Genomic DNA, 22,550 nt, shown 5'->3' on the forward strand with positions numbered 1-22,550 from the left:
ACCACCGCCTAGCTCGCCGTCCCGACCACCGTACCCCCCGCCGCCCGCCGCGTCCGTCCCCGGGACCGGGCCGTCTCCGCCGCGACGGGTCAGCGGTACGCCGTCAGCAGCAGGGCCACGTCGTCCGGCCGGTCCCGGGCCTGCCGGGCGGTCCCCACCAGCCGGTCGGCGAGATGTTCCACCGAGTCCGCCGAGGTGGCGGCCAGGCAGCCGCGGACCCGGTCGATGCCCGTCTCGATGTCGCTCCCGGGCCGCTCCACGAGCCCGTCCGTGTAGAGCACGAGGACGCTGCCCGGGTCCAGCGTCAGCGCGGTGACCGGATAGTCCGCGTCGGGCTGCACCCCGAGCATCACGCCACCCGCCAGGTCCAGCGTCCGCGCATGCCCGTCGCAGTGGCGCAGCAGCGGTGGCGGATGGCCCGCCCGCACGGCGAGGGCCTGTCCGGTGCGCGGGTCCAGTTCGATGTAGCAGCAGGTGGCGAAGGCGTCCGACTCCAGGTCGGCCAGCAGCCGGTTGGTGTGCGTGATGACCTCCTGCGGCGGATGCCCGCTCGCCGCGAAGGCGTGCACGGCGCTGCGCAACTGGCCCATCACCGCGGCGGCCCCGACACTGTGGCCCTCGACGTCCCCGATGACCAGAGCCACCCCGCGCTCGGTCCTGATCACGTCGTACCAGTCGCCCCCGATGGCCATGCCCTGCGTGCCCGGCAGGTACCGGCCGGTGGTGCGCAGCCCCTCCACCGCCGGCAGCCGGTGCGGCAGCAGACCCTCCTGCAGGCCCCGGGCGACGGCGGACTCCGCGTCGTACAGCCGCGCCCGCTCCAGGGCCTGTGCGGCCAGTCCGCTCAGCGCGGTGAGGGCGGAGCGTTCGTCGGCGGTGAAGCGGTGCGGCGTCTCCCAGCCGAGGATGCAGGAGCCGACGGGATGCCCCGAGGCGATCAGCGGCAGGAACGACCAGGCGTTCATCCGGTCCAGGACGATGCCCGGGTAGGCCACGGTGAGGTCCTCGGGCGACTCGAAGAACAGCGGCAGCCGGGTCGTCAGCGCGTGGACGCCGGGCAGCTGCGTGTCGAGGGTGATGCCCTCGAACGGGGCGAGGAAGCCCTCCGGGTAGCCCGACTCCCACAGCAGGTACATCCGGCCCTCACGGACGGTGTACAGGGCCAGTTCCCGCACGCCGAACGCGGGCAGCAGCTGCTCCGAAACGGCACGGCACACGTCCCGCACGGTGACGGCCTGGGTGAGCACGCTCGCCATCTGCACCACGTGGTAGAGCGCCCCGGCCCGTGCCTCGGCCACCGGCCCGGGCGGCGCCGCCACCGCGCCGCCGGCCGGTGGCGGATCCGCGGCGGAGGCGTCCTCGCGCGCGGCTTCGTCCCCGGGCGGCGGCCCGGCCGGATACACCCGGCCGGTCAGCCCGTGCACGTCCGGGTACAGCACGAAGCTCAGCCGGGCCCCGCCCGGGTGCCGGACGAGGAAGGACACCTGCTCCTGGGAGAGCATCGCCGCCCGGTACCGGTCCTCGTACGCCGGGTCCCGGAGCCAGGTGATCACCTCCCAGGGATAACGGCCCAGCAACTCCTCCCGGCCGCAGCCCAGCAGCTCCTCGCTGCGCCGGTTGAGGTAGGTCAGCCGGCCGTCCTGATCCAGGGAGAAGAGCGCGTCGGGCAGCCGCTCCGCGGCCTCGGCCGCGGTCAGCCCGACGGCCGCGTCGACCAGGGCGCAGACCAGCATCCGGCCGGAGCCGCCGGCGCCCCGCACCAGGTGGCCCCACAACTCCACGGGCCGGTAGCCGGCCTCCCCGCCGCCCACCGACCGGTCCAGCACCCGGAAATGCCGTGACCTGACCCGGCCGTGGGCGAGCGCGTCACTCCGGCTCGCCCGCAGTTCGTGCAGGTCGTCGGGGCTGACCCGGGCCTCGATGTCCACGAGGGTGCCGCCGAAGCCGGCCCGGTCGATGCCGAGCAGGGCGAGGGCCTCGTCGTCCGCCGCGCACCGGTCGTCGTCCAGGTCCCAGTCGAGGAGCCCGACCCGCACCGGGTGGACGGCGGGCGTGGGCAGCCGCACGCTGACGGGCTCGCCGTCGTACGCGACGCCGCCCCCGCCGGACTCCGGACCGGACCGGCCGGCGGGCAGGCGGCCCAGGCGCTCCGACAGCTGCCACTGCGCCGGGCGCAGGGCGTGCCCCACCGCCTCCGCGTCCATCGGTGCCCGGGCTGCCGAGCGCAGCACGACCAGGACGCCCACGGCCTCGTCGCCGGCCCGCACGGGCTGGTAGGCGGAGCCGAACGAGTAGGGCAGCCCGGCGGTGAAGTGCGGGAAGCGCACCATGGTGGCGCGCTCGTCCGGCAGCCACAGGGTCTCGTCGCGCCGATAGGCCTCGGCCATCGGCAGGGCGCCGCCGACCGGCACCCGCCACCAGCTCTTCAGCAGCGACCTGGGCACGCCGGTGACCATCGCCAGGACCAGGGAGCGCCGGTCGGGGGAGCGCAGGTAGACCAGCCCGCCGTAGCCGTCGAGGTCCCGGACGGCCTCGACCAGCGGAGTGGTCAGCGCGTCTGCGATCCACCCCGTGTCCCCGGCCCGGCCCCGGCCGTCACCCCCGCCGCCCCGACGTCGGCCTCCGGGTGACCCGGGCCCGTCCGGTACGGCGGTCGCCTCATCCATGTCGCGTCCTCCCGGTAGGGACGCACCGGACATCATTCGCTCCCCACCAGGATGTGCCATGGTCGGCGCTCCGGCGCGGCAAGTGCAACCTTTCGGCCGGTCCGGCTGTCTCACCCGGTATCACTCGCACGCGGCCTCGGGGGCGGCAATGACAGGAACACTCATCAGAAGAGCATGTGCGACGCTCGCGGTCATGGGCGCCGCAGTGGGCATGGCGGCGGTCCCGGCCGGCGCGGCGCCGGTCGCGGGAGAGCGGGCCGCGACCCAGGTCACGGCCTGTCCGGCCGGCTGGGGGAGCCTGGCGAAGACCGCCGGCGGCGGCACGCAGGAACCGCTGCGGAACGTCAGGACCGGGCGCCACGACTGCTTCGACCGCATGGTCGTCGACGTGCCCGGCGCGGGCAGCGGCGTCGGGTACACCGTGCAGTACGTCGACCGGCTCCACCAGGACGGCTCCGGCCGGCACATCCCGGTGGCCGGCGGGGCGGTCCTGGAGGTGCGCGTGGCCGCGCCGTCCTACGACCCGGAGACGGGTGCGGCCACGTATCCCGGCCGGGTGGCGCTTCCGCTGCCGGGTGTCGACCTCACCGGTTACCGCACCTTCCGCGACACCCGGTTCGCCGGGAGCTTCGAGGGCGACACCCAGATCGGCCTGGGCGTCCGGGCCCGGCTGCCCTTCCGGGTCCTGCAGCTGGACGACCGTGTCATCGTGGACGTCGCCCACAGCTGGACCGCGACCCGCTGACAGCACCGCGCCCGGTTCCCCGGAGCCGGGCGCACCCATGCCCGCGTGCCGCGGTACCCCGCCCGGGGGCTGCGGCGCGCGCGGCCACCGCGCCCGCGTGAGCCGCGGCGGGCGTGTCCGGTCAGGAGTCGGGCGCTCGCACCGTCGCCCCCCGGTCGCGCAGGCGGCCCAGTTCCTCCAGCGTCCGGGCCGCCGCGCCCGCCAGGCGGGGGCGGTTGCGCACGAAACGGCGGGCGGACCGGGCGGGCTCCCGGGCCAGCCGGTGGGCGGCTCCACCGGGCACCGGGCGCACCACCGCCCCCTCGTACACCCGCAGGTCGCGGGTCTTCAGGGACTCCTTGTAGCGGGCCGGGCCGCTGCCCAGGTCGACCACCTCGATCCCGTCGGCCGCCGCCGCCTCCAGCATCCGCAGCTGCAGCACCAGACCGGGGGAGTACTTCGCGAACGCGCGGTCGTACGCCGGGAACCACCAGGACAGCACCGTCCGCGAGCGCAGCCCGAAGTGCGCGGCGACCCGCCGGCCCCCGGCGTACAGCACCGACAGCACGCCGCGGCACTCCGGTTCGTCGCTCTCGCCGAGCAGTCCCACCAGCGAGGTGATCCACTCCTGCGCGAACCGGTCCCGCCGGCCGGTGCGCCGGTACTGCGCCGACTTCCACTCCATCAGCGCCCGCAGGGCCCCCGGGTCCCGGGCGTCGTACACGAACCGCACCTCGCCGACCTGCCGGGCCAGCCTGCGCTCCTTGGCCAGGGTCTGTCTGAGGAAGCCCGGCGACTTCGCCCGCAGCCGCTCGGTGTACGGCGCGAAGCCCTCGCCGATGTCGACGACCGGTGAGGCGAGTTCCTCGGCGGCGTGCGCTGCGAACGCCGCCTGACCCGCCTCCAGATTGTCGAACTCCCAGGACGACAGCCCGCACTCCCGTAACAACCGGCGCGCGTCCAGGCGGATTCCGGGCCGCAGCACGGCTCCCTGACTGTCCGACACCCCGAGCCCGACGGCCCGGCCTCGCCCCCAACGGCCCCTCTCGTACGGGAAGAACCCGACCGGTGAACCGTCGTCCTGCAGCACCGCCACTTCGGCTCCGGGCCTGACCCGTCCCACGGCCGTGGTGAACGCCGGGTCGAGAAAGGGATTGGCCGGGGCCCCGGACTCCGTCCGGATCTCCCGCCACATCTTCCGGTCGTCCGGGCCCAGTTCGTCCGGCCGCAGAACGAGAACGCGCTTTCCGGGCAACTCTGCCTCCTGTGTCATCGGCATGGGGACACACGAAGGCCTGCACATCACCGCGTCAGGGCACCAGGCAGTACGCGGGCCGCACGGCGCAGGCCTTGCTCGGTACTGCCGTTCTCAGCAGCGGAACACCCGCAACTCGACGGAGTCGGGGACGGCACCGCCCGCCACCGGGCACCGCTCGGCCGCCGCCGGCACGCCCGCACCCCAGTCCACCCGGGGTGCTCCGGCCACCACGGCACTCACCCCGGCGGCCCCCGCGGCCCGCGGCGTCCGCGCCGCGAACTGCCGGATGGACGGCCCCTCCTCACACGGGCACGGCTCCTCGGCCCGACCGGCCGTATCCGTGGCAGGCGCGTCCGGCTGCGCGAGCTCCGCCGCCGTGACGGCGGCGGACGCGCGTGGGTCGCCCACCAGGCCCGGCACGAGCAGATGCAGCATCAGCAGACAGGCCAGAAGCCCGGCCGCCGCTGCCCCTCGTCGCCGCACCATCGGACCCCTGACCTGCGTAGAGCGGGGGGGAGCACGGAGTGACCTCGACCCCAGGGCCGGCACCGGACCAGACCCCCCGTCACGGCCGGCTGCGCCTTCCAGTAGGCCGAGCGCATCCCGCCCCGTCAACCCCCGGTGAGCCGATTCGTCCCACTCGCTCGATGGCAACGGTCATACGACGGAAAGCGCTGCCACCGGTCACCACGTCCGGCATCGACGCCCCGTCCCGGACGGCGCCTAGGCCGTGCCGCCGGTCTCACGGACCAGCTCGATCGCCCTGCCGAGGGTGTCGAGCCGGTCCTGGAGGGTGTCCCCGGCCGGGTAGAGGCGGACCGTGTCCACGCCGGCGTCCCCGCGCCCGTCCACTCCTCGTGTGTCGGCCTCCTCGTCAGCAGGGAATGTGCCAGCAGAGTTGCGTATGAGACTCACTCGGTCAAGAGGGTCGGGTGCACCGGGCGGTCCAGGTGCGGGACGGCGTGCCCCGGTGCGCGCGGACCCGCCCCGAGGGCCGCGTACGCTACCGATGGCTCCGCCCCGGAGGATCTTCGCGTCTGACGTGCCCGTCGGCGGGGGAGCCATCAGGACGGCAGTGGCCGAGCCGGCCGTCGGCGGGCACGATGTTCACGGCCGGGCGCGGTCCGCGAGGCCCGCCCGCGCCGGTTCGAGCGGAGGAACGAGATGGGATCGGCGATGAGCGAGCGGCACCACCGCCGTCAGCGATGGGCCGCCAGGGGAGCTCTGGCCGCGGCCGTGTCGGCGGCGCTGCTGCCCCTCGTCTCCGGCGGCCTGCGGGGACTGCTGCTGCTCGTGGCCGCGCTGGCCGGCCTCGCGCTGACCGCGGCCGCCCTGTGGTGGGTGCTCTCCCGGCGCGGAGCGGTCCGCATGGCCGCCGCCACGCTGGCCCTGGTCGCACCCGTCGGCCTCATCACCCTCTTCGCCGCCGCCAACCTGCTGTGGGTGGTCTTCCTGTCGCTGCTGCTGTGGTGCGCGGCGGTCTGGAGCGGCCGTTACGCGCTGCGCAGCACGGGGCTGCGCCCGGTCCGCGCCAAGGAGTACCGCACGCCGCCGCCGCAGCGCCCCTTTTTGCTGCTCAACCCGCGTTCCGGCGGCGGCAAGGTCGAGAAGTTCCACCTGAAGGAGAAGGCCGAGGCGCTGGGCGCCCGGGTCGTCCTGCTCGACCCGGACCAGCACCAGGACGTCACCGCCCTGGCCCGGGCCGCCGTGGCCGACGGGGCCGACCTGCTCGGCGTGGCGGGCGGTGACGGCACCCAGGCGCTGGTCGCCGCCGTCGCGGCCGAGCACGGTCTGCCGTTCCTCGTCATCGCGGCCGGCACCCGCAACCACTTCGCCATGGACCTCGGCCTGGACCGCGACGACCCGGCCGCCTCCCTCGACGCCCTCACCGACGGCGTCGAGCTCCGCGTCGACCTCGGCTTCGCCGACCACCGGCCGTTCGTCAACAACGCCTCCTTCGGCGTGTACGGGGCCGTCGTCCAGAGCCCCGGCTACCGCGAGGACAAGGTCGGTGCGGCGCTGGAGCGGCTGCCGGAGCTGCTCACCCGGCAGAGCGGACCGCGTCTGACGGCCGTCGCCGACGGCACCACCATCGCCGACCCGCAGGCCGTCCTGGTCAGCAACAACGCCTACCGCATGGACGACCCGTTCGGTTTCGGCCGACGTGAGCGGCTCAACTCCGGGCGGCTGGGCGTCCTCGCCGTCCGCGTGGACAGTGCCGTCGACGCCGCCGGGCTGCTGCTCTCCCCGCGGCCCGAGGGGCTCACGGTGCTCACCGCCCAGCACGTCGTGGTGCAGGCCGACGAACCGCAGCTGGAGGTCGGCCTGGACGGGGAGGCGCTCACCATGCCCGCTCCCGTGCACTGCCGCATCGCCCGCCGCGCCCTGCGGGTGCGGGTGCCGCGCGACCGGCCCGGGGTCCCCGAGGCGCCCCCGCGGCTGGACTGGCGCCGGCTGCGCAAGCTGGCGGCCGCGGTCGGCCGCACGGCCGCGCCCGGCGGCCGCTCCCACCAGGGCTGAACGACGGTACGGCCCGCGCACGCGGAAGGTCCCCCGCACCACCGGTGCGGGGGACCTTCGCCGCAGGCCGACGCGGACTAGGCGTTCTTCGGCCCGGACTGCTGCACGACCTCGAACGACCACAGGGTCGAGTCGCTCGCCGCGGGCCTGGGCCGCTCGCCGCCCTCGCCGCCGCCCTGGTGCGCGGTCTTCATCGGCCCCTCCATCCAGGCCTGGAACGACTCCTCGTCACGCCAGCGCGTGTAGACGAGGTAGGTGTCGGTGCCCTCCACGGGGCGCAGCAGCTCGAACCACTCGAAGCCGTCGGAGTTCTCCACCGCGTGCGCGCGGGAGGCGAAGCGCTTCTCCAGCGTCTCCCGCTGATCGGCGGGCACGGTCAGCACATTGATCTTGACTACGCTCATGGACCCCATCTTGCCCGACGCCACCCGTCGGGCGGGGAGGTGCCCTTGAACGCCGCCCCTCGGCGAGACGGCCCCGCGCGCCGCCCGCAGGGGCCGGCGGACACGGGCGCCCGCAGACGGCGGTGCACGCGGGCGGCCGTGCCGCGCGGCCGGCCCGTCAGCTCTGCCGCTTGCCCTGCTCGAGGGCCTTGCCGGTCATGTCGGTGACCTGCCCGGCGGGCGGCTCCTCCGTCTCGACCTCGGTGCCGAAGTCGGTGAAGTCCATGACGGTGCGCACCGTGACCTTGCCGGGCGCGGACGAGGCACTGCCGGAGGACGGTTCGGCCGACCGGGGCGCGGACCCGACGGTCATGTCGATCTGCTGCCGGCGCAGCCGGCCCTCGTCGTCGAGCCAGACGTCCATCGGCAGGGTGGGGCCGACCTGCCGGCGCAGCGTGTCGCCGCCGGGCAGCTCGGCGACGTCGACGCTGACGCGGTAGTGCGTGGTGCGTACGCCGCCGATCGTGGCCGTGCCCTTCTCGGTTACGTCCTTGTCGGTGATGGCCTTGGCGTAGGCCGCGGACCGCGCCGGGTCGTTCACGCCCTGGCCGCCGGCGCCCTGCCGGTCGGCGACCTTGCCCAGGTCGATCCTGATCCAGGGCTTGCCGCCCGGCGCCTGCCCCTGCGGCATCTTCTGGTACAGCACCTGGTCGATCACGCGCTGCTCGATCCGCTGCCCCTGCGCCGAGAGCGTCATGACGCTGTCGCCGTCCTCCAGGTCCACGACGCCCTGCCCGTTCGCGGTCTCCGAGCGGTCCCCGGCCGAGGTGCGCACCCGCAGCTCGACCTTCGCGGTGTCCTCCTCGGCGGTCCGGTCGTAGGCCGAGCGCACCGCCCGCGTGCCCCGCTCCTCGGTCCCGGCCCCGGCCTTCGCCGAGGAGGCGCCCGCCGCCTCCTTCGTGTCACCCCCGTCGCCGCAGCCGACCAGCAGGGTGCCGGCCAGCACCCCGGCGACGCCTAAGGCGCAGAGCTTCCCGCCGTTGCCCGCGCTGCCCATCGAACCAGCTCCTCTCAGGTGTGTGGTGCGACCCAAGTGCCCGAGCCGGGCACGAACACACCTGCGTGTCCGACGAGTTGGCAGACCGGGTGGCCGGCCACGGGTCAGTGGCGGCGGCCCCGGAGCTTGCCGAGCAGGCGCTGCGCCTGGGCCCGCTTGCGGGGGTCGGCCGCCGCCCGGCGGGCCTGCTCCGCTGCCCGGCGCCCCTGCGGGCTGCGGGCGAACTCCTTGATGCGGTTCATGATTCCGGCCATGACGCGCCTTCTTCCTCGATCGACGTGAAAGGTGTCTCCAGCTCGCCTACCCCCTGGACCGGGTGCTCAGGCACCTGCCGCCCGGTCGGTGCGCGACCGAACGTGTTTGGCGCCGGAGTCCGAGGCAAAGCGGTGTCACATGACTGAAGAGAACAAGCGCACGAATCAGAAGCCGACCACCATCAGCGCCACGCAGTCCAAGGCCCGCCGTACGGCGGACAAGGCGACCGCGCCGGCGTCCCAGGCCGCCAAGGGCGCGGCGGACAAGGCCGGTGACGCGGCGTCGGCCGCCAAGTCGGGCGCTGAACGCTCCGCGGAGACGGCGAAGGCCGCCGCGCAGAGCGCGGCCAAGGGCGTCGAGGCGGGCCGCCAGGCGGTCGTCACGGCCTCCGGTCACGTCGCCGCCACGGCGAAGACGGCCTGGACGGTCATCGCCCACCGCAAGCTCGTCGCCGCGGGCGTCGGAGCGGGCCTGACCGCCCTGACCGCCGCGTCGTACGCCGTCGGCCGCCGCGCGGAACGCGGCGCGCACGGCCCGCTCACCCGGCTCACCGGCGGGCGGATCTGACCCCGGCCGGCACGCCCGGCGTGCCGGCCACGAGGGAGCAGGCGGCGCGGCGTACCACCGGAGTCCCGGTGGTCCGTAGCGCCGCCCTCTCGCATGTCCGCGGCCCGAGGCGTACGGGGCCTCGCCCGCGTGGCATGGCGCACATCCGGCCCCCACCGGGGTGCCCCTCTCGCGCGCCGCCGCCGTGACGAGGAAGGATGAGAGCGCACACGAAGGATCGACCCATGTGGAGGAGCGGGCCCATGCAGCACGAGCGAGCGGGCAGTCCGGCCGGACCCGAGGATCTCGTCGACGTCGCTCGGCTGGTGACCGCGTACTACGCGCTCCGCCCCGACCTCGACGACCCGGGGCAGCGCGTCGCGTTCGGAACCTCCGGACACCGCGGATCGTCGCTGGCGAGCGCCTTCAACGACGACCACATCGCCGCGACCAGCCAGGCCATCTGCGAGTACCGCGCCGAACAGGGCACCGACGGTCCCCTGTTCCTGGGCGCCGACACCCACGCCCTGTCGGAGCCCGCGCGGGTCACGGCCCTGGAGGTGTTCGCGGCCAACGAGGTGACGGTGCTGATCGACGCGGCGGACGGCTACACGCCGACCCCGGCCGTCTCGCACGCCATCCTCACCCACAACCGCGGCCGCACCACCGGCCTCGCGGACGGCGTCGTGGTCACCCCGTCGCACAACCCGCCCGCCGACGGCGGCTTCAAGTACAACCCGCCCAGCGGCGGCCCCGCCGCCTCCGACGCCACCTCCTGGATCCAGGACCGGGCGAACGAGATCATCCGGGACGGCCTGAAGGACGTACGGCGCGTCCCCCACGCCAGGGCCCTCGCCGCGGCCACCACCGGCCGCTACGACTTCCTCGGCACCTACGTCGCCGACCTGCCCGCCGTCCTGGACCTGGACGCGATCCGCTCCGCCGGCGTGCGCATCGGAGCCGACCCGCTCGGCGGGGCCTCGGTCGCCTACTGGGGCCGCATCGCCGAACAGCACGGGCTCGATCTCACCGTCGTCAACCCGCACACGGACCCCACCTGGCGGTTCATGACGCTGGACTGGGACGGCAAGATCCGTATGGACTGCTCGTCGCCGTACGCCATGGCGTCGCTGATCGAGCAGCGCGACCGGTTCCAGATCGCCACCGGCAACGACGCCGACGCCGACCGGCACGGCATCGTCACCCCGGACGCGGGCCTGATGAACCCCAACCACTACCTCGCCGTCGCCATCGCCTACCTGTACGCCCACCGCGACGGCTGGCCGGCCGGCACCGGCGTCGGCAAGACGCTGGTGTCCTCCGCCATGATCGACCGGGTCGCCGCCGACCTGGGCCGCGAACTGGTCGAGGTGCCGGTCGGGTTCAAGTGGTTCGTGGACGGGCTCGCCGGCGGCACCATCGGCTTCGGCGGAGAGGAGTCGGCAGGGGCGTCGTTCCTGCGCCGCGACGGCTCGGTGTGGACCACCGACAAGGACGGCATCCTGCTGGCGCTGCTCGCCTCCGAGATCACCGCCGTCACCGGCAAGACCCCCTCGGAGCACTACGCGGGCCTGACCGCCCGCTTCGGCGAGCCGGCGTACGCGCGCATCGACGCCCCGGCGACCCGCGAGGAGAAGGCCCTGCTCGCCAGGCTCTCCCCGGCCCAGGTCAGCGCGGACACCCTGGCCGGGGACGCGGTCACCGCGGTCCTCACCGAGGCTCCGGGCAACGGCGCGGCCATCGGCGGCATCAAGGTCACGACGGGCAACGCCTGGTTCGCGGCCCGCCCGTCCGGCACCGAGGACGTCTACAAGATCTACGCCGAGTCGTTCCTCGGCCCCGAGCACCTCGGCCGGGTCCAGGAGGAGGCCAAGGGCGTCGTGCTGGCGGCCCTGTCCGCCTGATCCCGCGCATGCCGCGGCCCGGGCCACCGTCGTGTGGCCCGGGCCGCGGGGGTCGTCAGCCGCGCAGGCTGCGGGCGGGCAGCACCACGTGCACCGCCGAGGTGAGCACGTCCTCGTCGGAGGTGAAGGCGGCCAGCGTCTCGACGTCACCGGGCTCGGCGCCCTCCGGCCACGGGCGGGTGGCGAAGATCAGGTAGGCGTACCCGAGCCGGCCCACCGCCTCCAGCCAGGTCTCCGGCGGGACGAACTGCGACTTGAGGTGCTGCACGGTCAGGACGGCCGACCCGGGCACGACGAGCAGGCTCACCGGCAGGCTCGGCCGCTGCGTCGCGTCGACGAGCCCCTCGCCCAGGGGCAGCCCGGCGCTCTCCAGCAGCTGCTCGATGGCCTCCGCCGTGGCCTGCGGACCGTTCGCGCCGTCTCCCAGGGGGCACGCGAGGAGGTAGGGGACGTCGACACCCTCGGGGGTGGTGCCCCGCCAGGACAGGACGACCAGGGAGCCGAGGTCGTCGGTGTGCACGGGCTGAGTTTCGGCTGAGATCGAGGTCACCGCGGCACCGTACCGGGGTACCCGGGGCCCGGCCGCCCGCCGTCACCCGCTTGGACCATGCCCCGCCGGGCTCTCCACACGAACGAGGGGCCCGCGCGCCGCACGTGCCCGCGATACAGGACACTGGATGAAGATCCGACCCGGGAGGACCGACACGTGATCATCTTTGGCACCAAGGGCTATCTGTACCAGCTGGCGATACTGACGCTGGTCTGCGGCCAGTGCGGCAACCCCGCCGCGCACACGCTGCGCAAGCGCGTCACGAAGTTCACCCTGTTCTTCGTGCCGCTTTTCCCGGTCTCGACGAAGTACCTGACGCAGTGCACCTTCTGCGGCGCGGAACAGAAGGTGACCAAGGAGCAGGCGGAGCAGCTGCAGGCCCAGGAGCAGGGCGGCCAGGGCGGCCAGCCGTACGGGCAGCCGCAGCAGCAGAACCGGTTCTGAACCCACCGGCGCTCGACGCGCGGGTGCGGCGCTGGGATCAGGTACCGGCCGCGGGAGCCGGTGCCTCGGTCCGGCGGTGGTCGAACCGCAGTGCCGCGGCCGTCGCCGCCGCCCCCAGCCCCTCCCACACCCCGACACCGACGAAGACGTCCGGTGCTCTGCCGCCGATCGCGGCGGCGACGAAGACCGTGCAGGTCAGCAGCCGGAACGGCACGGTCCAGCGGAAGAAGGCCCGCCAGTCGGCCAGGGCCGCCAGCACGTAGTACACGCCCATGTTGAGCGCCGCCATGGACGACGCCGTCATGAATGCGGGTGTGAAGTCCCCGGCCGCGCGCTCGTCCGGTGCGGTGAGGCCGAGCAGGGACAGCTGGGCGGCCGGCGAGACCAGACCCACCGCCCCCAGGACGGCGGCGAGCACGCCGAACGCGGCGATGGTCCAGCCCGGGGCGGAGCGGGGAAGGCGCACGCCGGGATCGTATCCACGTTCGACCGCCGGTGTGGCCGGTTTCCGGTCGGCTGCCGATCATCCGCGAGGTGGCGACCGCGGCATCCCGGGTACCCGACCGCCACGAGTACGGACCTGTGTGTGGGCCGCGGGGCCTCCCGCAGTCGATCAGTGAAAACGGAGGCATGCAGATGAGCACCTTCAAGGAAACCGTGGAAGTCGCCGTCCCCGTGCACACCGCCTACAACCAGTGGACGCAGTTCGAGGAGTTCCCGAACTTCATGGAGGGCGTCGAGGAGGTCAGGCAGGTCGGCGACCGGCACAACCACTGGACCACGAAGGTCGGCGGCGTACGGCGCGAGTTCGACACCGAGATCGTCGACCAGCTGCCCGACGAGCGCGTCACCTGGCGCACGACCAGCGGCGACACCAACCAGAGGGGTTCGGTCCGCTTCGAGCGGGTGGACGACACCCACACGCGCGTGGAGCTCGTGATGGAGATCGAGCCCAGCGGGATGGTCGAGAAGGCCGGGGACATGCTGGGCACCATCGACCGCCGGGTCAAGGGCGACATGAAGCGGTTCAAGCAGTACATCGAGGAGCGCGGCGCCGAGTCCGGCAGCTGGCGCGGGCGCATCCAGCCGGGCGGCGGCACCGGTCCCGGTCCCGCCCTCTGACCCCACGGCTCCACCGGAACCCGGCCTCCCCGAGGAGGCCGGGTTTCTTCATGCCCGGGTGCGTCCCCCGGCACTTGGGCGGCTCCAGCGGTCTGCGCGGTCCCCCGCCCTTGTGTGCCCCTCACGCGGGGAATGCGTGACGTTTCGGCCATCGTCATGTCATGCACCTGTCCATCTCGGCCCGCCGGTGGCACGCTGCCCTCTGACTGTCCGCAGTGAAGCCCCCTGCCTGACCGGGCGACGGTTACGGCCGCCCGGCCCCCACAGCAGAAGGAGACCGCGTGATAGGCAGACCCCGCAGCCCTCGCCCCTCCGGCGGCACGTCCGTGCGCCGCACCGTCCTCGGCGCGCTCGCCGGCGTCGCCGCGCTGCTCGCCACCGGCGTGACCGCGGCCCCGGCCGGCGCCGTCCCGGAACCGGGCGCGACGAGCCCTTCGGCGCAGCAACGCGCCCTGGCCTTCTGGACCCCCGAACGCATGCGCGCGGCCACCCCGCTCGACGTCCTGACCGTCGACCGCTCAGCGGTGCGGGGCGCGGCGCCGCGCCAGGGCAAGGCGACCGTCGTGGCCCCCAGCGCACCCGCCTCCACCGTCGGGCCCCTGGCGTTCCCGCACGGCGGCGGCCCCTGGACCGGCGGGGGAGCGGTGACCAGGACGGCGGGACGCGTCTTCTTCACCTACCAGGGCCGCACCGCCTCCTGCTCCGGCAACGCCGTCACCAGCGCCAACAAGAGCACGGTGCTGACCGCCGGCCACTGCGTGAAGATGCAGGGCGCCTGGCACACCAACTGGGTGTTCGTGCCCGGCTACCACGACGGGCAGCGCCCGTACGGCACCTGGGCGGCGGCCAAGACCCTGTCCACACCCCAGTGGACGGCCAGTGAGGACATCAACTACGACATCGGCGCGGCCGTCGTCGCCCCGCTCGACGGGCAGCGGCTGACCGATGTCGTCGGCGGCCAGGGGCTGGCCTTCAACACCGGCTACAACAAGGCCATGTACTCCTTCGGCTTCCCCGCCGCCGCCCCCTACGACGGCGAGAAGTTCATCTACTGCAGCGGCACCACCTTCCGCGACTTCCTGCTCTCCGGCGACCACGGCCTGACCTGCAACATGACCGGCGGCTCCAGCGGCGGCCCGTGGTTCACCCGGTTCGACGAGGCCACCGGCACCGGCCTGCAGTCCTCGGTGAACAGCTTCAAGTACAACTTCCTGCCCAACGCCATGTACGGCCCCTACTTCGGGGCAGACGCGCAGAACCTGTACCAGAGCGCCCAGTCCTCCTAGCCGCCGCCGAACCGGCAGCCGGGTCCTCCGCCGAGCCGTGGCGGAGGACCCGGCCACCCGTGCGTGCGCACCTACCCCTCGGTCGCCCACGCCTACCGGGCCCCGTCCACCGCCGGCCCCGCGGCCCGGGCCGCCGCACGGGACGCGGAGAGGGCGTCCGCCGCCCGCCACGCCGCGGCCGGCGCTCCCCGGCGCGAGGGCTGGGACCAGGCCGGGACCGCCGTCATGACCGCCCTGCTGAGAGCCGAGTACACCCAGCACCCGGCCCTCGCCCGCGTCCTTCTGGACACGGCCGACGCGACCCTGGTCCACGACGACGTCGACTCCGGCCACAGGGGTGACAACGGCGGCCGCGGCCGCAACCGGACCGGCCGGCTCCTGGAACTCGTCCGCTCCGAACTCCTGGCCCGGCAGGCCGGGATCGCCCCCCTCTCCTGGAGCGGCGGGCCCCTCGGGCCCTGCCGCCTCTCAGCGGCGAGGGCAACCATCCCGTGGCTCGGCGGTCTTCCTCACTGGGAGGTGGCCATGGGGGCGGACCATCAGATCGCTTTCTTCCTGCGGGAGTCGGCGGCACCGGAGCCGGAGCGGCGCGCGGCGGCACTGAAGGGCCTCGGGCGGCGCGGCGGGGCAGAACACGTCCCGGTGTTCACCGAGGCGGCCGCCGATCCCGCGCCTCAGGTGCGCGCGGCCGCCGCCCGGGCCCTGGGACGGCTCGGCATCCCCGAGGCGGGCCACGAAATGCTGCCGCGCCTCATGGAGGACGCCGATCCGGGTGTGCGGCGCAGGGCCTGTGTCTCCGTCACCCGGCTCGGACTCCACGGACCCACGGTGGCCGAGGCCTTCGGCCGGCTGCTGTGCGACCCGGACCGCCAGGTGCGGATCCTCGCCCTGGAAGGGCTGGCCGCCCTGGGCGTACCCGGGGACCCCGCGGCCCTCACCGCCCTCCTCGGCGACCCCGACTCCGCCGTGTGGGGGCGGGCCCGCACCCTTCTGCACTCCCACCGGGACGACGAGGCCGTCCGCACCGAGGTGATCCGCACCGCCCGCGGGGGCACGGGCGCCGCCCGCGCGCGAGTCCTGGAGTGGCTGCCGCGGCAGTGCACCGAGCCGCTCCTCGACTCCCTGCTCACCGGCCTGCACGATCCGCACCCGGACGTACGCCTCCAGGCCGCCCGGCGGTTGTTCCACGTGGAACAACGGCAGGTACAGGACAGTCTGGAGGAGGCCCTGCGGACCGAGCGGGACCCCCGGGTCGCCGCCGCTCTGCTCGACGGCTCCGGCGGTCGGGCCGACGGGCGACCGGGTGAACCGGCGGTGCGATGGCTGCCCGATCCCGTCGCCGGGCCGTCCGCCGCGCGACTGCTGGGAACCCTGGACACGGCCTCGGCCGCCACGCACCTGCGCGCCGCCCTGGACGACAAGACCCTCCCCGGCCTCACCCGCGCCGCCTGTGCCAGGGCGATCGGGGCCGGCGGACGATGGGACGCCGTGTGGCTGCTGCTGCCCCTCCTGGACGATCCCGACGCGGACCTGCGTGCCGGAGTCCTCGACGGCCTGGAGCACCTCGTCGACAACGGGCTCCGCCCCTGGGAGCGCCATCCGGTGGCCTGGGTCCTCTCGGCCCACCTGGAGAGCGACGCCCGGCACGTCTGGCGCACCCGCAACGCACTCTGGGGTCTCACCCAGGCACTGCCCGCCCTGCGGCGCCTGGCGGACGGCGCCGGCTCCGGCGAGGTCCGGGCCGCCGCCCTGTCGCTCCTCGACGGCGACGACGAGGCCGACGAGCACACCCGGCACGACGTACGGCGCTTCCTGCGGGGTCTGGACGACCCGCACGAGCCGGTCCGGTACGAGGCCGTGTGCGGTCTGCGGCGCTGGGCGGACGCCCACGGGTCGTGGCCCCCGGGCGCCGAGCACGCCCGTGACCGGCTGACCGCCCTCACCGCGGACGCCTCACCGCGCCTGCGGGACGCCGCCGCCGGTCTGCTCGCCGTCCTGGACGCCGGCCCGGGCGCCGCCGCGTCCGGCCCGGCGTGAACGGAGCGCCCGGGGCGTCCCTCGTACCGGCGGTTCACGTCCCCGTACCGGCGGTTTTCGCCCCCGTACCGCCGGGAACAGCGTGTCGCCCGGCCGGGCGGTCCACACTGGCGCCATGCGAGTGGTGATCATGACGGCGGGATCGCGGGGCGACGTGGCCCCGTACACCGGGCTGGGCGCGGGGCTGGTGCGGGGCGGCCACGACGTCACGCTCGCCACCCACGCCCTCTTCGAGCCCTTGACCGAAGGTTCCGGGGTGCGGTTCCATCCGACCCCGGTCGACCCGTACGCCCTGTCGCACTCCGACCGCGGCCGCGGACTGCACGCCAGTGCCACCGGACCGGGCAAGTTGCTGCGCGCGGCGTCGATGGCCCGGGCGGCGGCGGAGGAGATGACCGATGCCCTCGTCCGGGCGGCCCGGGGCGCCGACGCCGTCCTGGCCGCCGGCGCCGTGGCACCCCTGGGCCGCGCCATCGCCGAGGGGCTGCGGCTGCCCAGCCTCGGCCTGTTCCTGCAACCCCAGCACCCGACGCGGGAGTTCGGCGCCCCGATGCTGGGCGGACGCTCGCTCGGCGCCGTGGCCAACCACCTGGGCGGACGGGCCGTCACCGCCGCCGTCGACCGGGTCCACACCCGGGCGTTGCACGCGCTGCGCACCCGGCACGGCATGGACCTGCGCGGCCCGGCCGCACTGCGCCGGGCTCACGAACGGGCCCACTGGCCCGTGCTGCACGGGTTCAGCGAACTGGTGGTGCCCCGCCCCCGGGACTGGCGGCCCGGACTGGACGTGGCCGGGTACTGGTGGCCGTACGACACGCGCCGGCTGCCCGCGGAGGTGGAGGAGTTCCTCGCCGACGGACCCGCGCCCGTCTTCGTCGGGCTGGGCAGTGCGACGGTGCCCGACCCCGAGCGGGTCAGCAGCGAGATCGTGCGCGCCCTGCGCGCGGCGGGGCTGCGCGGCGTGATCCAGCGGGGCTGGGCGCGTCTCGCCGCCGACACCGACGACGTGCTCACCGTCGGGGACGTGCCGCACGCGCTGCTGTTCCCCCGCACGGCCGCAGTCGTTCACCACGCCGGGGCCGGCACCACGGGCGCCGTCCTGCGCGCGGGCGTCCCCACCGTGCCGGTGCCGGTGCAGTTCGACGGCGGCTTCTGGGCGGCGCGTCTGGTGGCCCTGGGCTCGGCGCCGTGCGCGGTCCCGCTGCGGCACCTCACCGCGGGCGCCCTCGCCTCCGCCCTGCGCCGGGCCACGGGCGATGCCCGCCACCGGGCCCGCGCGCAGGAGCTGTCCCGGCGCCTGGCGGACGAGGACGGCACCGCGGCGGTCCTCGCCGCGCTGGACCGGCTGGCGTCGTGAACCCGCCGCCGGGACACCGCGCACCGCCCGGTCACAGCGGACGCTTCCTCCCCACGGTCATGCGGAAGCCGCGGATCGAAGCCGCCGACAGCGCGCTGCGGCCGTCGAGGTAGGGGAGCGGCCCGCCGGGCTCGGCCGTCAGACGCGCCCGGCCCAGCCGGGCCCGCCCCGACAGCCTCAGGGACACCTCGCACGTCCCGTGCACCGGGTGCGGCTGCACCAGCCGGCCGCGCACCGGCAGCCGGCCCGGCAGGGGCAGCAGATCCCGGTGCAGCCCCGTCACCACCGGACCGGGACCGGCCCCGCCGCGCTCCACGACCATGCGCGTCACCACGGAACCCGGTCCCGGTCCCGGGACCGAGTCCGCGTCCGATCCACGGCCGTGCGACGGCGCGGCCGCGGGGCCGAAGGCGAAGGAACCGAGTTCCTTGGGGATGCCCCACAGGGTGCGGCCGCCCGCCATCGAGCGCGGGTCGTCCACCCAGGCCTCGACCGCGCACGCCGCCGGCCCCCGCCGGTCCCGCACCGCCAGGGCCACCAACAGCTCCCGGTACGCCAGCGTCCCGCCCGGCCGGTAGTCCACCCAGAACGTGACCAGCAGGAGGGACCGCCCCAGCCGCAGCGGACGCACCCCGGAGGGCAGCCGCCAGCCGGGCACCTCGCTGCGCGGCACCAGCCAGAGCGCCGTGAACATGTCGCCCCGCAGCTGCCACGGCTCCGGCGGAAAGAGCTCGACCACGGCGGTGCCTTCCTTACGTCCGCTGACCATGCCGGCCCGGCACGAGTACCCGGCACCGGTCATCCGGAGCGTGGCAGGCGCCGCCCGAGCAGGATCGCGAGCGGAGCGGCCGTGAACACCGACGAGTACGTGCCGACGGCGATGCCGATCAGCAGGGCCAGGGCGAAGTCGGTGAGGGAGGATCCGCCGAACACGGCCAGGGCCGTGAGGACCAGCGCGGCGCCCATGCCCGTGTGCACCGTCCGGGGCAGGGTCTGCAGGACGGCCGGGTTCACGGCGTCGGGCCAGGGCCTGTCCGGATGGCGCCCGGCCAGCTCCCTGACACGGTCGAAGAGGATCACCGAGTCGTTGACGGAGTAGCCGACGACGGTGAGCAGGGCCGCCAGGAACACCCCGTCCAAGGGCTTGCCCAGCCAGGCGAAGACACCGACGAGGATCACCACGTCGTGCGCGAGGGCGGCGACCGCGGCCGTGCCGAACACCCAGCGGAACCGGGCCGCCAGATAGAGGAGCTGCGCCCCCAGGGCCACGGCGAGCGCGATGAGGGCGTTGCGGCGCAGTTCCTCGCCGAGACTGGGGCCGACGAGTTCGTCACGCGCCTTCTCCGCCTCACCGGCCAGCTCCCGCACGGCCGAGGTGACCTGCGCCTCCTGCGCGTTGCTCATCGGCTCGGTGCGCACCGTCAGGCCCGTGGCGTCGGAGGACTGCACGACGGCCCGCGGGAACCCGGCGTCGGCGAGCGCGGTCCGGACCCGGTCGGTGTCGACGGGGGAGGACGTCGCGTACTCGATGAGGCGGCCTCCGGTGAACTCCACACCCAGGTCGACACCGCGCACGACGGTGCCCGCTCCGGCCAGGACCAGTACGGCGGCGGCGACGGCCAGCCAGCGGCGCGGACGGCGCATCAGCTGCGGGTCGCGCCGGGTGAGCCGGTCGCGGACGGCTCCCGTGGCCGCGATGCCGGTGACACCGGGGGACCGGCGCACCCGGGGGCGGCTCACGGCGAACTCGGCGAGCACCCGGGTGATCACCAGGGCGCTGAACATGGAGGCGAGCACCCCGATGCCGAGGGTGACCCCGAAGCCCCGCACGGGCCCGGAGGCCAGGAAGAACAGCAGAGCGGCTGCGATCAGCGTGGTGATGTTGGAGTCCGCGATCGCGCTGAACGCGTTGCGGAACCCGGCGGCGAGCGCCGAGCGGGCACTGGGGCGCCGACGGGCCGCGTACTCCTCGCGGGCCCGTTCGAAGACCAGCACGTTGGCGTCCACCGCCATGCCGATCGCCAGCACGAAACCGGCCAGGCCGGGCAGGGTGAGGGCGGCGCCGAGCGCGGCCAGGGCGGCGTAGGAGACCAGGCCGTAGCAGGCCAGGGCCAGGACGGCGAGCAGGCCCAGCAGCCGGTAGACGACGATGACGTACAGCGCGGTCAGGGCCGTGCCGACGGCGGCGGCCCAGGCGCTCGCGGTGACGGCCTGTGCGCCCAGGGTGGGGCCGACGGTGCGCTGCTCGACGGTCTCGACGGGCACGGGCAGGGCTCCGCCGTTGACGAGCAGGGACAGCTCACGGGCCTGCGCCGGGCCGAAGGAGCCCGTGATCCTCGTGGCACCGTCGCCGATGCCGGCGCCGCAGGCGACGGACGGGTCGACCTGGGGCGAGGAGATGACCTTGTCGTCGAGGACGATGGCGATGCGCCGCGAGGGATCTCCCGGGGGGTGGCAGGCGGCCTCGCCGGTCAGGCGGGCCCAGCGGTCGCGTCCGGTGTCCTCGAAATCCACGGTGACGTGCCATCCGGCGCCGCCCTGGTCGTCGAAACGGGCGGCGGCCTCCTCGACGTGTTCGCCGGTCAGGGCCGCGGGCCCGAGGCGCAGCGGTGCGCCGGACTCGTCGGGCAGCGTCCGGGACGCGCCGTCCCCGGCCGCCGCGACCGGGTGGAAGGTGAGCTGCGCGGTACGGCCCAGTACGGCGGCGGCCTCGCGCGGGTCCTGCACTCCGGGCAGTTCGGCGATGATCCGGTTCTCACCGGACCGGACGAGGGTGGGTTCGGCGATGCCGAGCGCGTCGATACGGCCGCGCAGGACCTCCAGGGTGCGGTCGGTGGCCTCGCGGCCGGCCTCGGCGTCAGGGGTGGGGCGGGTCTCCAGCACGATCTGCGTACCGCCCCGCAGATCCAGGCCCAGACGGACCGGCACGGTGAGGGCGATGCACAGCGATACGGCGAGCAGGGCGAGGGCGAACAGAGCCCTCACCCGGGCGGAACGGGTCACGACAAGCCTCCGGCGGGCGCACCCGGGCACGCAGGGCGGGGCCGGGCGCGGTCAGTGGGAAGGGAAGGGAGCGTCGGGTGCCGGAGGACGCGGGGGTGCCCGTCCGAGGACGGGGGACAGGCCCGACCGGGAGGAGGCGGGCGGCGGGGCCGGCGCGGGGAGCCGCGCCCCGACGCCGGCGGGCGGCACGGCCGTGCACCGGCCGCGGGCGACCGGATGGCCGCGCGGCGCGGGGTGTTCGCCCGGCGCGTCCTGGCCGGGCGCCGCCCGGACCGCACAGGCACGGTCGCAGCCGTCGCCGGCGTGTGGCCCCGACGCGGCCCGCTCGTCCGCCGCCGCCCTCGTGTCGGCCGTCGGGCCGAACGCCGTGCCGAGCGTTGGCTCGAATGCCGCGCCGACCGTCGGGTCGAGTGCCGCGCCGACCGTGGGGTTGAACGCCGGGCGGGCTGCCGCGTCAGACGTCTGGGCGAACGCCGGGCCGAACGCCGCGCCGCCCCCCGGGCCGGACGCCGGGTGGGCTGCCGCGTCAGACGTCTGGTGGGTTGCCGCGCCGACTGCCGGGCCGGCCGCCGCGCCGAGCCTCTGGGCGGTCGCCGGGCCGGCCGCCGCGCCGAGCGCCCGGGCGGTCGCCGGGCCGGTCGGTGCTCCGGGCAGGGCGCCGGTGGCGGGCGCGGTGGGCAGTGTCAGGAAGACGGCCGTCAGTACCGCGACGAGGAAGGCCCGGCAGCGCCGCCGGGAGGTGGGGTCCACCCTCAGGGTTCGATCAGCCCGGCGCGGATCGCGTAGCGGGTGAGCTCCAGGCGGTCGCGCAGGCCCAGCTTCTGCAGCAGGTTGGCGCGGTGCCGCTGGACGGTCTTGATGCTGATGAACAGCAGGTCGGCGATCTCCTTGGAGGAGTGCCCCTCGGCCACCAGCTTCAGGACCTCCTCCTCGCGCGGGGTGAGCACCTGGTCGGGTGTCTCCTCGCCGTGGCGGGCCCGGTCGAGGTAGTTGCGGATCAGCGCGGTGACCGCGCCCGGGTACAGGAAGGGCTCGTCCCGGACGGCCGCCCGGCACGCGGCGACCAGGTCCCGGTCGGCGACGGACTTCAGCACGTAGCCGCACGCCCCGGCCTTGAGGGCCTGGAAGAAGTACTGCTCGTTGTCGTGCATGGTCAGCATCAGGATGCGCAGGCCCGGCTTGCGCGCGGCGAGTTCGCGGGCGGCCTGCAGCCCGGTCAGGCGCGGCATGGCGATGTCGAGCACCGCCAGGTCGACGTCGTGCGTACGGGCCAGTTCGACCGCCTCGGCGCCGTCACCGGCCTCGGCGACCACGTTCAGGTCCGGTTCCTGCTGGAGGATGAGCCGCACACCGCGCCGGACCAGCGCGTGGTCGTCGGCGAGCAGGATGCGGATCGTGCCGGTGCGCCGGTCGGCGGGCGTGATCGTGTCGGGCATGG

At 74.9% G+C, this 22,550-nt stretch carries 21 protein-coding genes; 9 read left to right on the plus strand and 12 right to left on the minus strand.

The features are described from left to right. Positions 1-89: 89 nt before the first annotated feature. Entirely contained in the window at positions 90-2,666 is a 2,577-nt protein-coding gene (locus ACPXCS_RS27810; RefSeq protein WP_425950626.1) for a SpoIIE family protein phosphatase, read from the minus strand. A gap of 148 nt (positions 2,667-2,814) precedes the next feature. Here ACPXCS_RS27810 and ACPXCS_RS27815 point away from each other — a divergent pair, with 148 nt between their 5' ends. Next, entirely contained in the window at positions 2,815-3,411 is a 597-nt protein-coding gene (locus ACPXCS_RS27815) for an AMIN-like domain-containing (lipo)protein (RefSeq protein ID WP_425950628.1), read from the plus strand. Positions 3,412-3,532: 121 nt separating this feature from the next. On the opposite strand, the gene ACPXCS_RS27820 is transcribed toward ACPXCS_RS27815, so the two are convergent. Further along, positions 3,533-4,663, minus strand: coding sequence for a GNAT family N-acetyltransferase (locus ACPXCS_RS27820; RefSeq protein ID WP_425950697.1), 1,131 nt, complete (start codon positions 4,661-4,663; stop codon positions 3,533-3,535). 96 nt (positions 4,664-4,759) lie between these two features. Further along, positions 4,760-5,134, minus strand: coding sequence for a hypothetical protein (locus ACPXCS_RS27825; RefSeq protein WP_425950630.1), 375 nt, complete (start codon positions 5,132-5,134; stop codon positions 4,760-4,762). 678 nt (positions 5,135-5,812) lie between these two features. Between ACPXCS_RS27825 and ACPXCS_RS27830 the strand changes: the two genes are divergently transcribed. Then, complete coding sequence (locus ACPXCS_RS27830; RefSeq protein WP_425950632.1) at positions 5,813-7,168, plus strand: diacylglycerol/lipid kinase family protein; 1,356 nt, start codon at positions 5,813-5,815, stop codon at positions 7,166-7,168. A gap of 77 nt (positions 7,169-7,245) precedes the next feature. On the opposite strand, the gene ACPXCS_RS27835 is transcribed toward ACPXCS_RS27830, so the two are convergent. From ACPXCS_RS27835 to ACPXCS_RS27845, 3 genes are all read right to left on the minus strand, one after another. Continuing rightward, positions 7,246-7,572 (minus strand): antibiotic biosynthesis monooxygenase family protein, encoded by a 327-nt coding sequence (locus tag ACPXCS_RS27835; RefSeq protein WP_425950634.1) that lies wholly within the window; start codon positions 7,570-7,572, stop codon positions 7,246-7,248. A gap of 157 nt (positions 7,573-7,729) precedes the next feature. Continuing rightward, the gene (locus tag ACPXCS_RS27840) at positions 7,730-8,608 is read right to left on the minus strand and encodes a hypothetical protein (RefSeq protein ID WP_425950635.1); all 879 of its coding nucleotides are present in this window, start codon (positions 8,606-8,608) and stop codon (positions 7,730-7,732) included. Positions 8,609-8,712: 104 nt separating this feature from the next. Beyond that, positions 8,713-8,862: a hypothetical protein gene (locus tag ACPXCS_RS27845; protein WP_425950636.1), complete on the minus strand. Its 150-nt coding sequence runs from the start codon at positions 8,860-8,862 to the stop codon at positions 8,713-8,715. A 139-nt stretch (positions 8,863-9,001) separates the two neighbouring features. On the opposite strand from ACPXCS_RS27845, the gene ACPXCS_RS27850 reads away from it, so the two are divergent. Continuing rightward, positions 9,002-9,430, plus strand: a complete 429-nt coding sequence (locus ACPXCS_RS27850) for a hypothetical protein (protein WP_425950637.1) — start codon at positions 9,002-9,004, stop codon at positions 9,428-9,430. A 242-nt stretch (positions 9,431-9,672) separates the two neighbouring features. Continuing rightward, positions 9,673-11,313 carry a phosphoglucomutase (alpha-D-glucose-1,6-bisphosphate-dependent) gene (gene pgm, locus ACPXCS_RS27855; RefSeq protein ID WP_425950638.1) on the plus strand — a complete coding sequence of 547 codons (1,641 nt, stop codon included), beginning with the start codon at positions 9,673-9,675 and terminating at the stop codon, positions 11,311-11,313. Between the two features lie 55 nt (positions 11,314-11,368). Here the strand turns inward: pgm and ACPXCS_RS27860 are convergent, their stop codons facing one another. Next, positions 11,369-11,863 carry a DUF5949 family protein gene (locus tag ACPXCS_RS27860; RefSeq protein WP_425950639.1) on the minus strand — a complete coding sequence of 165 codons (495 nt, stop codon included), beginning with the start codon at positions 11,861-11,863 and terminating at the stop codon, positions 11,369-11,371. Between the two features lie 156 nt (positions 11,864-12,019). On the opposite strand from ACPXCS_RS27860, the gene ACPXCS_RS27865 reads away from it, so the two are divergent. Further along, positions 12,020-12,307 carry a zinc-ribbon domain-containing protein gene (locus ACPXCS_RS27865; protein WP_425950640.1) on the plus strand — a complete coding sequence of 96 codons (288 nt, stop codon included), beginning with the start codon at positions 12,020-12,022 and terminating at the stop codon, positions 12,305-12,307. Between the two features lie 37 nt (positions 12,308-12,344). On the opposite strand, the gene ACPXCS_RS27870 is transcribed toward ACPXCS_RS27865, so the two are convergent. Further along, positions 12,345-12,773, minus strand: coding sequence for a hypothetical protein (locus ACPXCS_RS27870; RefSeq protein WP_425950641.1), 429 nt, complete (start codon positions 12,771-12,773; stop codon positions 12,345-12,347). 170 nt (positions 12,774-12,943) lie between these two features. On the opposite strand from ACPXCS_RS27870, the gene ACPXCS_RS27875 reads away from it, so the two are divergent. The 4 genes from ACPXCS_RS27875 to ACPXCS_RS27890 all read left to right on the plus strand — a co-directional run bounded on the left by ACPXCS_RS27875 (position 12,944) and on the right by ACPXCS_RS27890 (position 18,109). Continuing rightward, positions 12,944-13,429, plus strand: a complete 486-nt coding sequence (locus tag ACPXCS_RS27875; protein WP_425950642.1) for an SRPBCC family protein — start codon at positions 12,944-12,946, stop codon at positions 13,427-13,429. A 281-nt stretch (positions 13,430-13,710) separates the two neighbouring features. Continuing rightward, positions 13,711-14,715, plus strand: coding sequence for a trypsin-like serine peptidase (locus tag ACPXCS_RS27880; RefSeq protein ID WP_425950643.1), 1,005 nt, complete (start codon positions 13,711-13,713; stop codon positions 14,713-14,715). 63 nt (positions 14,716-14,778) lie between these two features. Continuing rightward, on the plus strand, positions 14,779-16,752 hold the full coding sequence (locus tag ACPXCS_RS27885) for a HEAT repeat domain-containing protein (RefSeq protein ID WP_425950644.1): 1,974 nt from the start codon (positions 14,779-14,781) through the stop codon (positions 16,750-16,752). A gap of 115 nt (positions 16,753-16,867) precedes the next feature. Further along, a complete protein-coding gene (locus ACPXCS_RS27890) occupies positions 16,868-18,109 on the plus strand; it encodes a glycosyltransferase (RefSeq protein WP_425950645.1) in 1,242 nt (413 codons plus the stop codon). Between the two features lie 31 nt (positions 18,110-18,140). Here ACPXCS_RS27890 and ACPXCS_RS27895 read toward each other — a convergent pair whose 3' ends face one another. The 4 genes from ACPXCS_RS27895 to ACPXCS_RS27910 are packed head-to-tail and all read right to left on the minus strand — an operon-like array spanning position 18,141 to position 22,548. Then, entirely contained in the window at positions 18,141-18,848 is a 708-nt protein-coding gene (locus ACPXCS_RS27895) for an acetoacetate decarboxylase family protein (protein ID WP_425950646.1), read from the minus strand. 59 nt (positions 18,849-18,907) lie between these two features. Continuing rightward, positions 18,908-21,112: a protein translocase subunit SecD gene (gene secD, locus ACPXCS_RS27900; RefSeq protein ID WP_425950647.1), complete on the minus strand. Its 2,205-nt coding sequence runs from the start codon at positions 21,110-21,112 to the stop codon at positions 18,908-18,910. A 51-nt stretch (positions 21,113-21,163) separates the two neighbouring features. Further along, the gene (locus ACPXCS_RS27905; RefSeq protein ID WP_425950648.1) at positions 21,164-21,862 is read right to left on the minus strand and encodes a hypothetical protein; all 699 of its coding nucleotides are present in this window, start codon (positions 21,860-21,862) and stop codon (positions 21,164-21,166) included. Between the two features lie 2 nt (positions 21,863-21,864). After that, positions 21,865-22,548, minus strand: coding sequence for a response regulator (locus ACPXCS_RS27910; RefSeq protein ID WP_425950649.1), 684 nt, complete (start codon positions 22,546-22,548; stop codon positions 21,865-21,867). Positions 22,549-22,550 lie beyond the last annotated feature (2 nt).

It is taken from the genome of Streptomyces sp. DT190, assembly GCF_049846985.1.
Classification (GTDB): Bacteria; Actinomycetota; Actinomycetes; order Streptomycetales; family Streptomycetaceae; genus Streptomyces.

Excerpts from the sequence above, each read along its gene's own strand:
- ACPXCS_RS27835 (WP_425950634.1), bottom strand. The coding sequence starts at position 7,572 with ATGAGCGTAGTCAAGATCAATGTGCTGACCGTGCCCGCCGATCAGCGG.
- ACPXCS_RS27825 (WP_425950630.1), bottom strand. The coding sequence starts at position 5,134 with ATGGTGCGGCGACGAGGGGCAGCGGCGGCCGGGCTTCTGGCCTGTCTG.
- ACPXCS_RS27820 (WP_425950697.1), bottom strand. The coding sequence starts at position 4,663 with ATGACACAGGAGGCAGAGTTGCCCGGAAAGCGCGTTCTCGTTCTGCGG.
- ACPXCS_RS27850 (WP_425950637.1), top strand. The coding sequence starts at position 9,002 with ATGACTGAAGAGAACAAGCGCACGAATCAGAAGCCGACCACCATCAGC.
- ACPXCS_RS27875 (WP_425950642.1), top strand. The coding sequence starts at position 12,944 with ATGAGCACCTTCAAGGAAACCGTGGAAGTCGCCGTCCCCGTGCACACC.
- pgm (WP_425950638.1), top strand. The coding sequence starts at position 9,673 with ATGCAGCACGAGCGAGCGGGCAGTCCGGCCGGACCCGAGGATCTCGTC.
- ACPXCS_RS27840 (WP_425950635.1), bottom strand. The coding sequence starts at position 8,608 with ATGGGCAGCGCGGGCAACGGCGGGAAGCTCTGCGCCTTAGGCGTCGCC.
- ACPXCS_RS27890 (WP_425950645.1), top strand. The coding sequence starts at position 16,868 with ATGCGAGTGGTGATCATGACGGCGGGATCGCGGGGCGACGTGGCCCCG.
- ACPXCS_RS27845 (WP_425950636.1), bottom strand. The coding sequence starts at position 8,862 with ATGGCCGGAATCATGAACCGCATCAAGGAGTTCGCCCGCAGCCCGCAG.
- ACPXCS_RS27910 (WP_425950649.1), bottom strand. The coding sequence starts at position 22,548 with ATGCCCGACACGATCACGCCCGCCGACCGGCGCACCGGCACGATCCGC.
- ACPXCS_RS27810 (WP_425950626.1), bottom strand. The coding sequence starts at position 2,666 with ATGGATGAGGCGACCGCCGTACCGGACGGGCCCGGGTCACCCGGAGGC.
- ACPXCS_RS27815 (WP_425950628.1), top strand. The coding sequence starts at position 2,815 with ATGACAGGAACACTCATCAGAAGAGCATGTGCGACGCTCGCGGTCATG.
- ACPXCS_RS27830 (WP_425950632.1), top strand. The coding sequence starts at position 5,813 with ATGGGATCGGCGATGAGCGAGCGGCACCACCGCCGTCAGCGATGGGCC.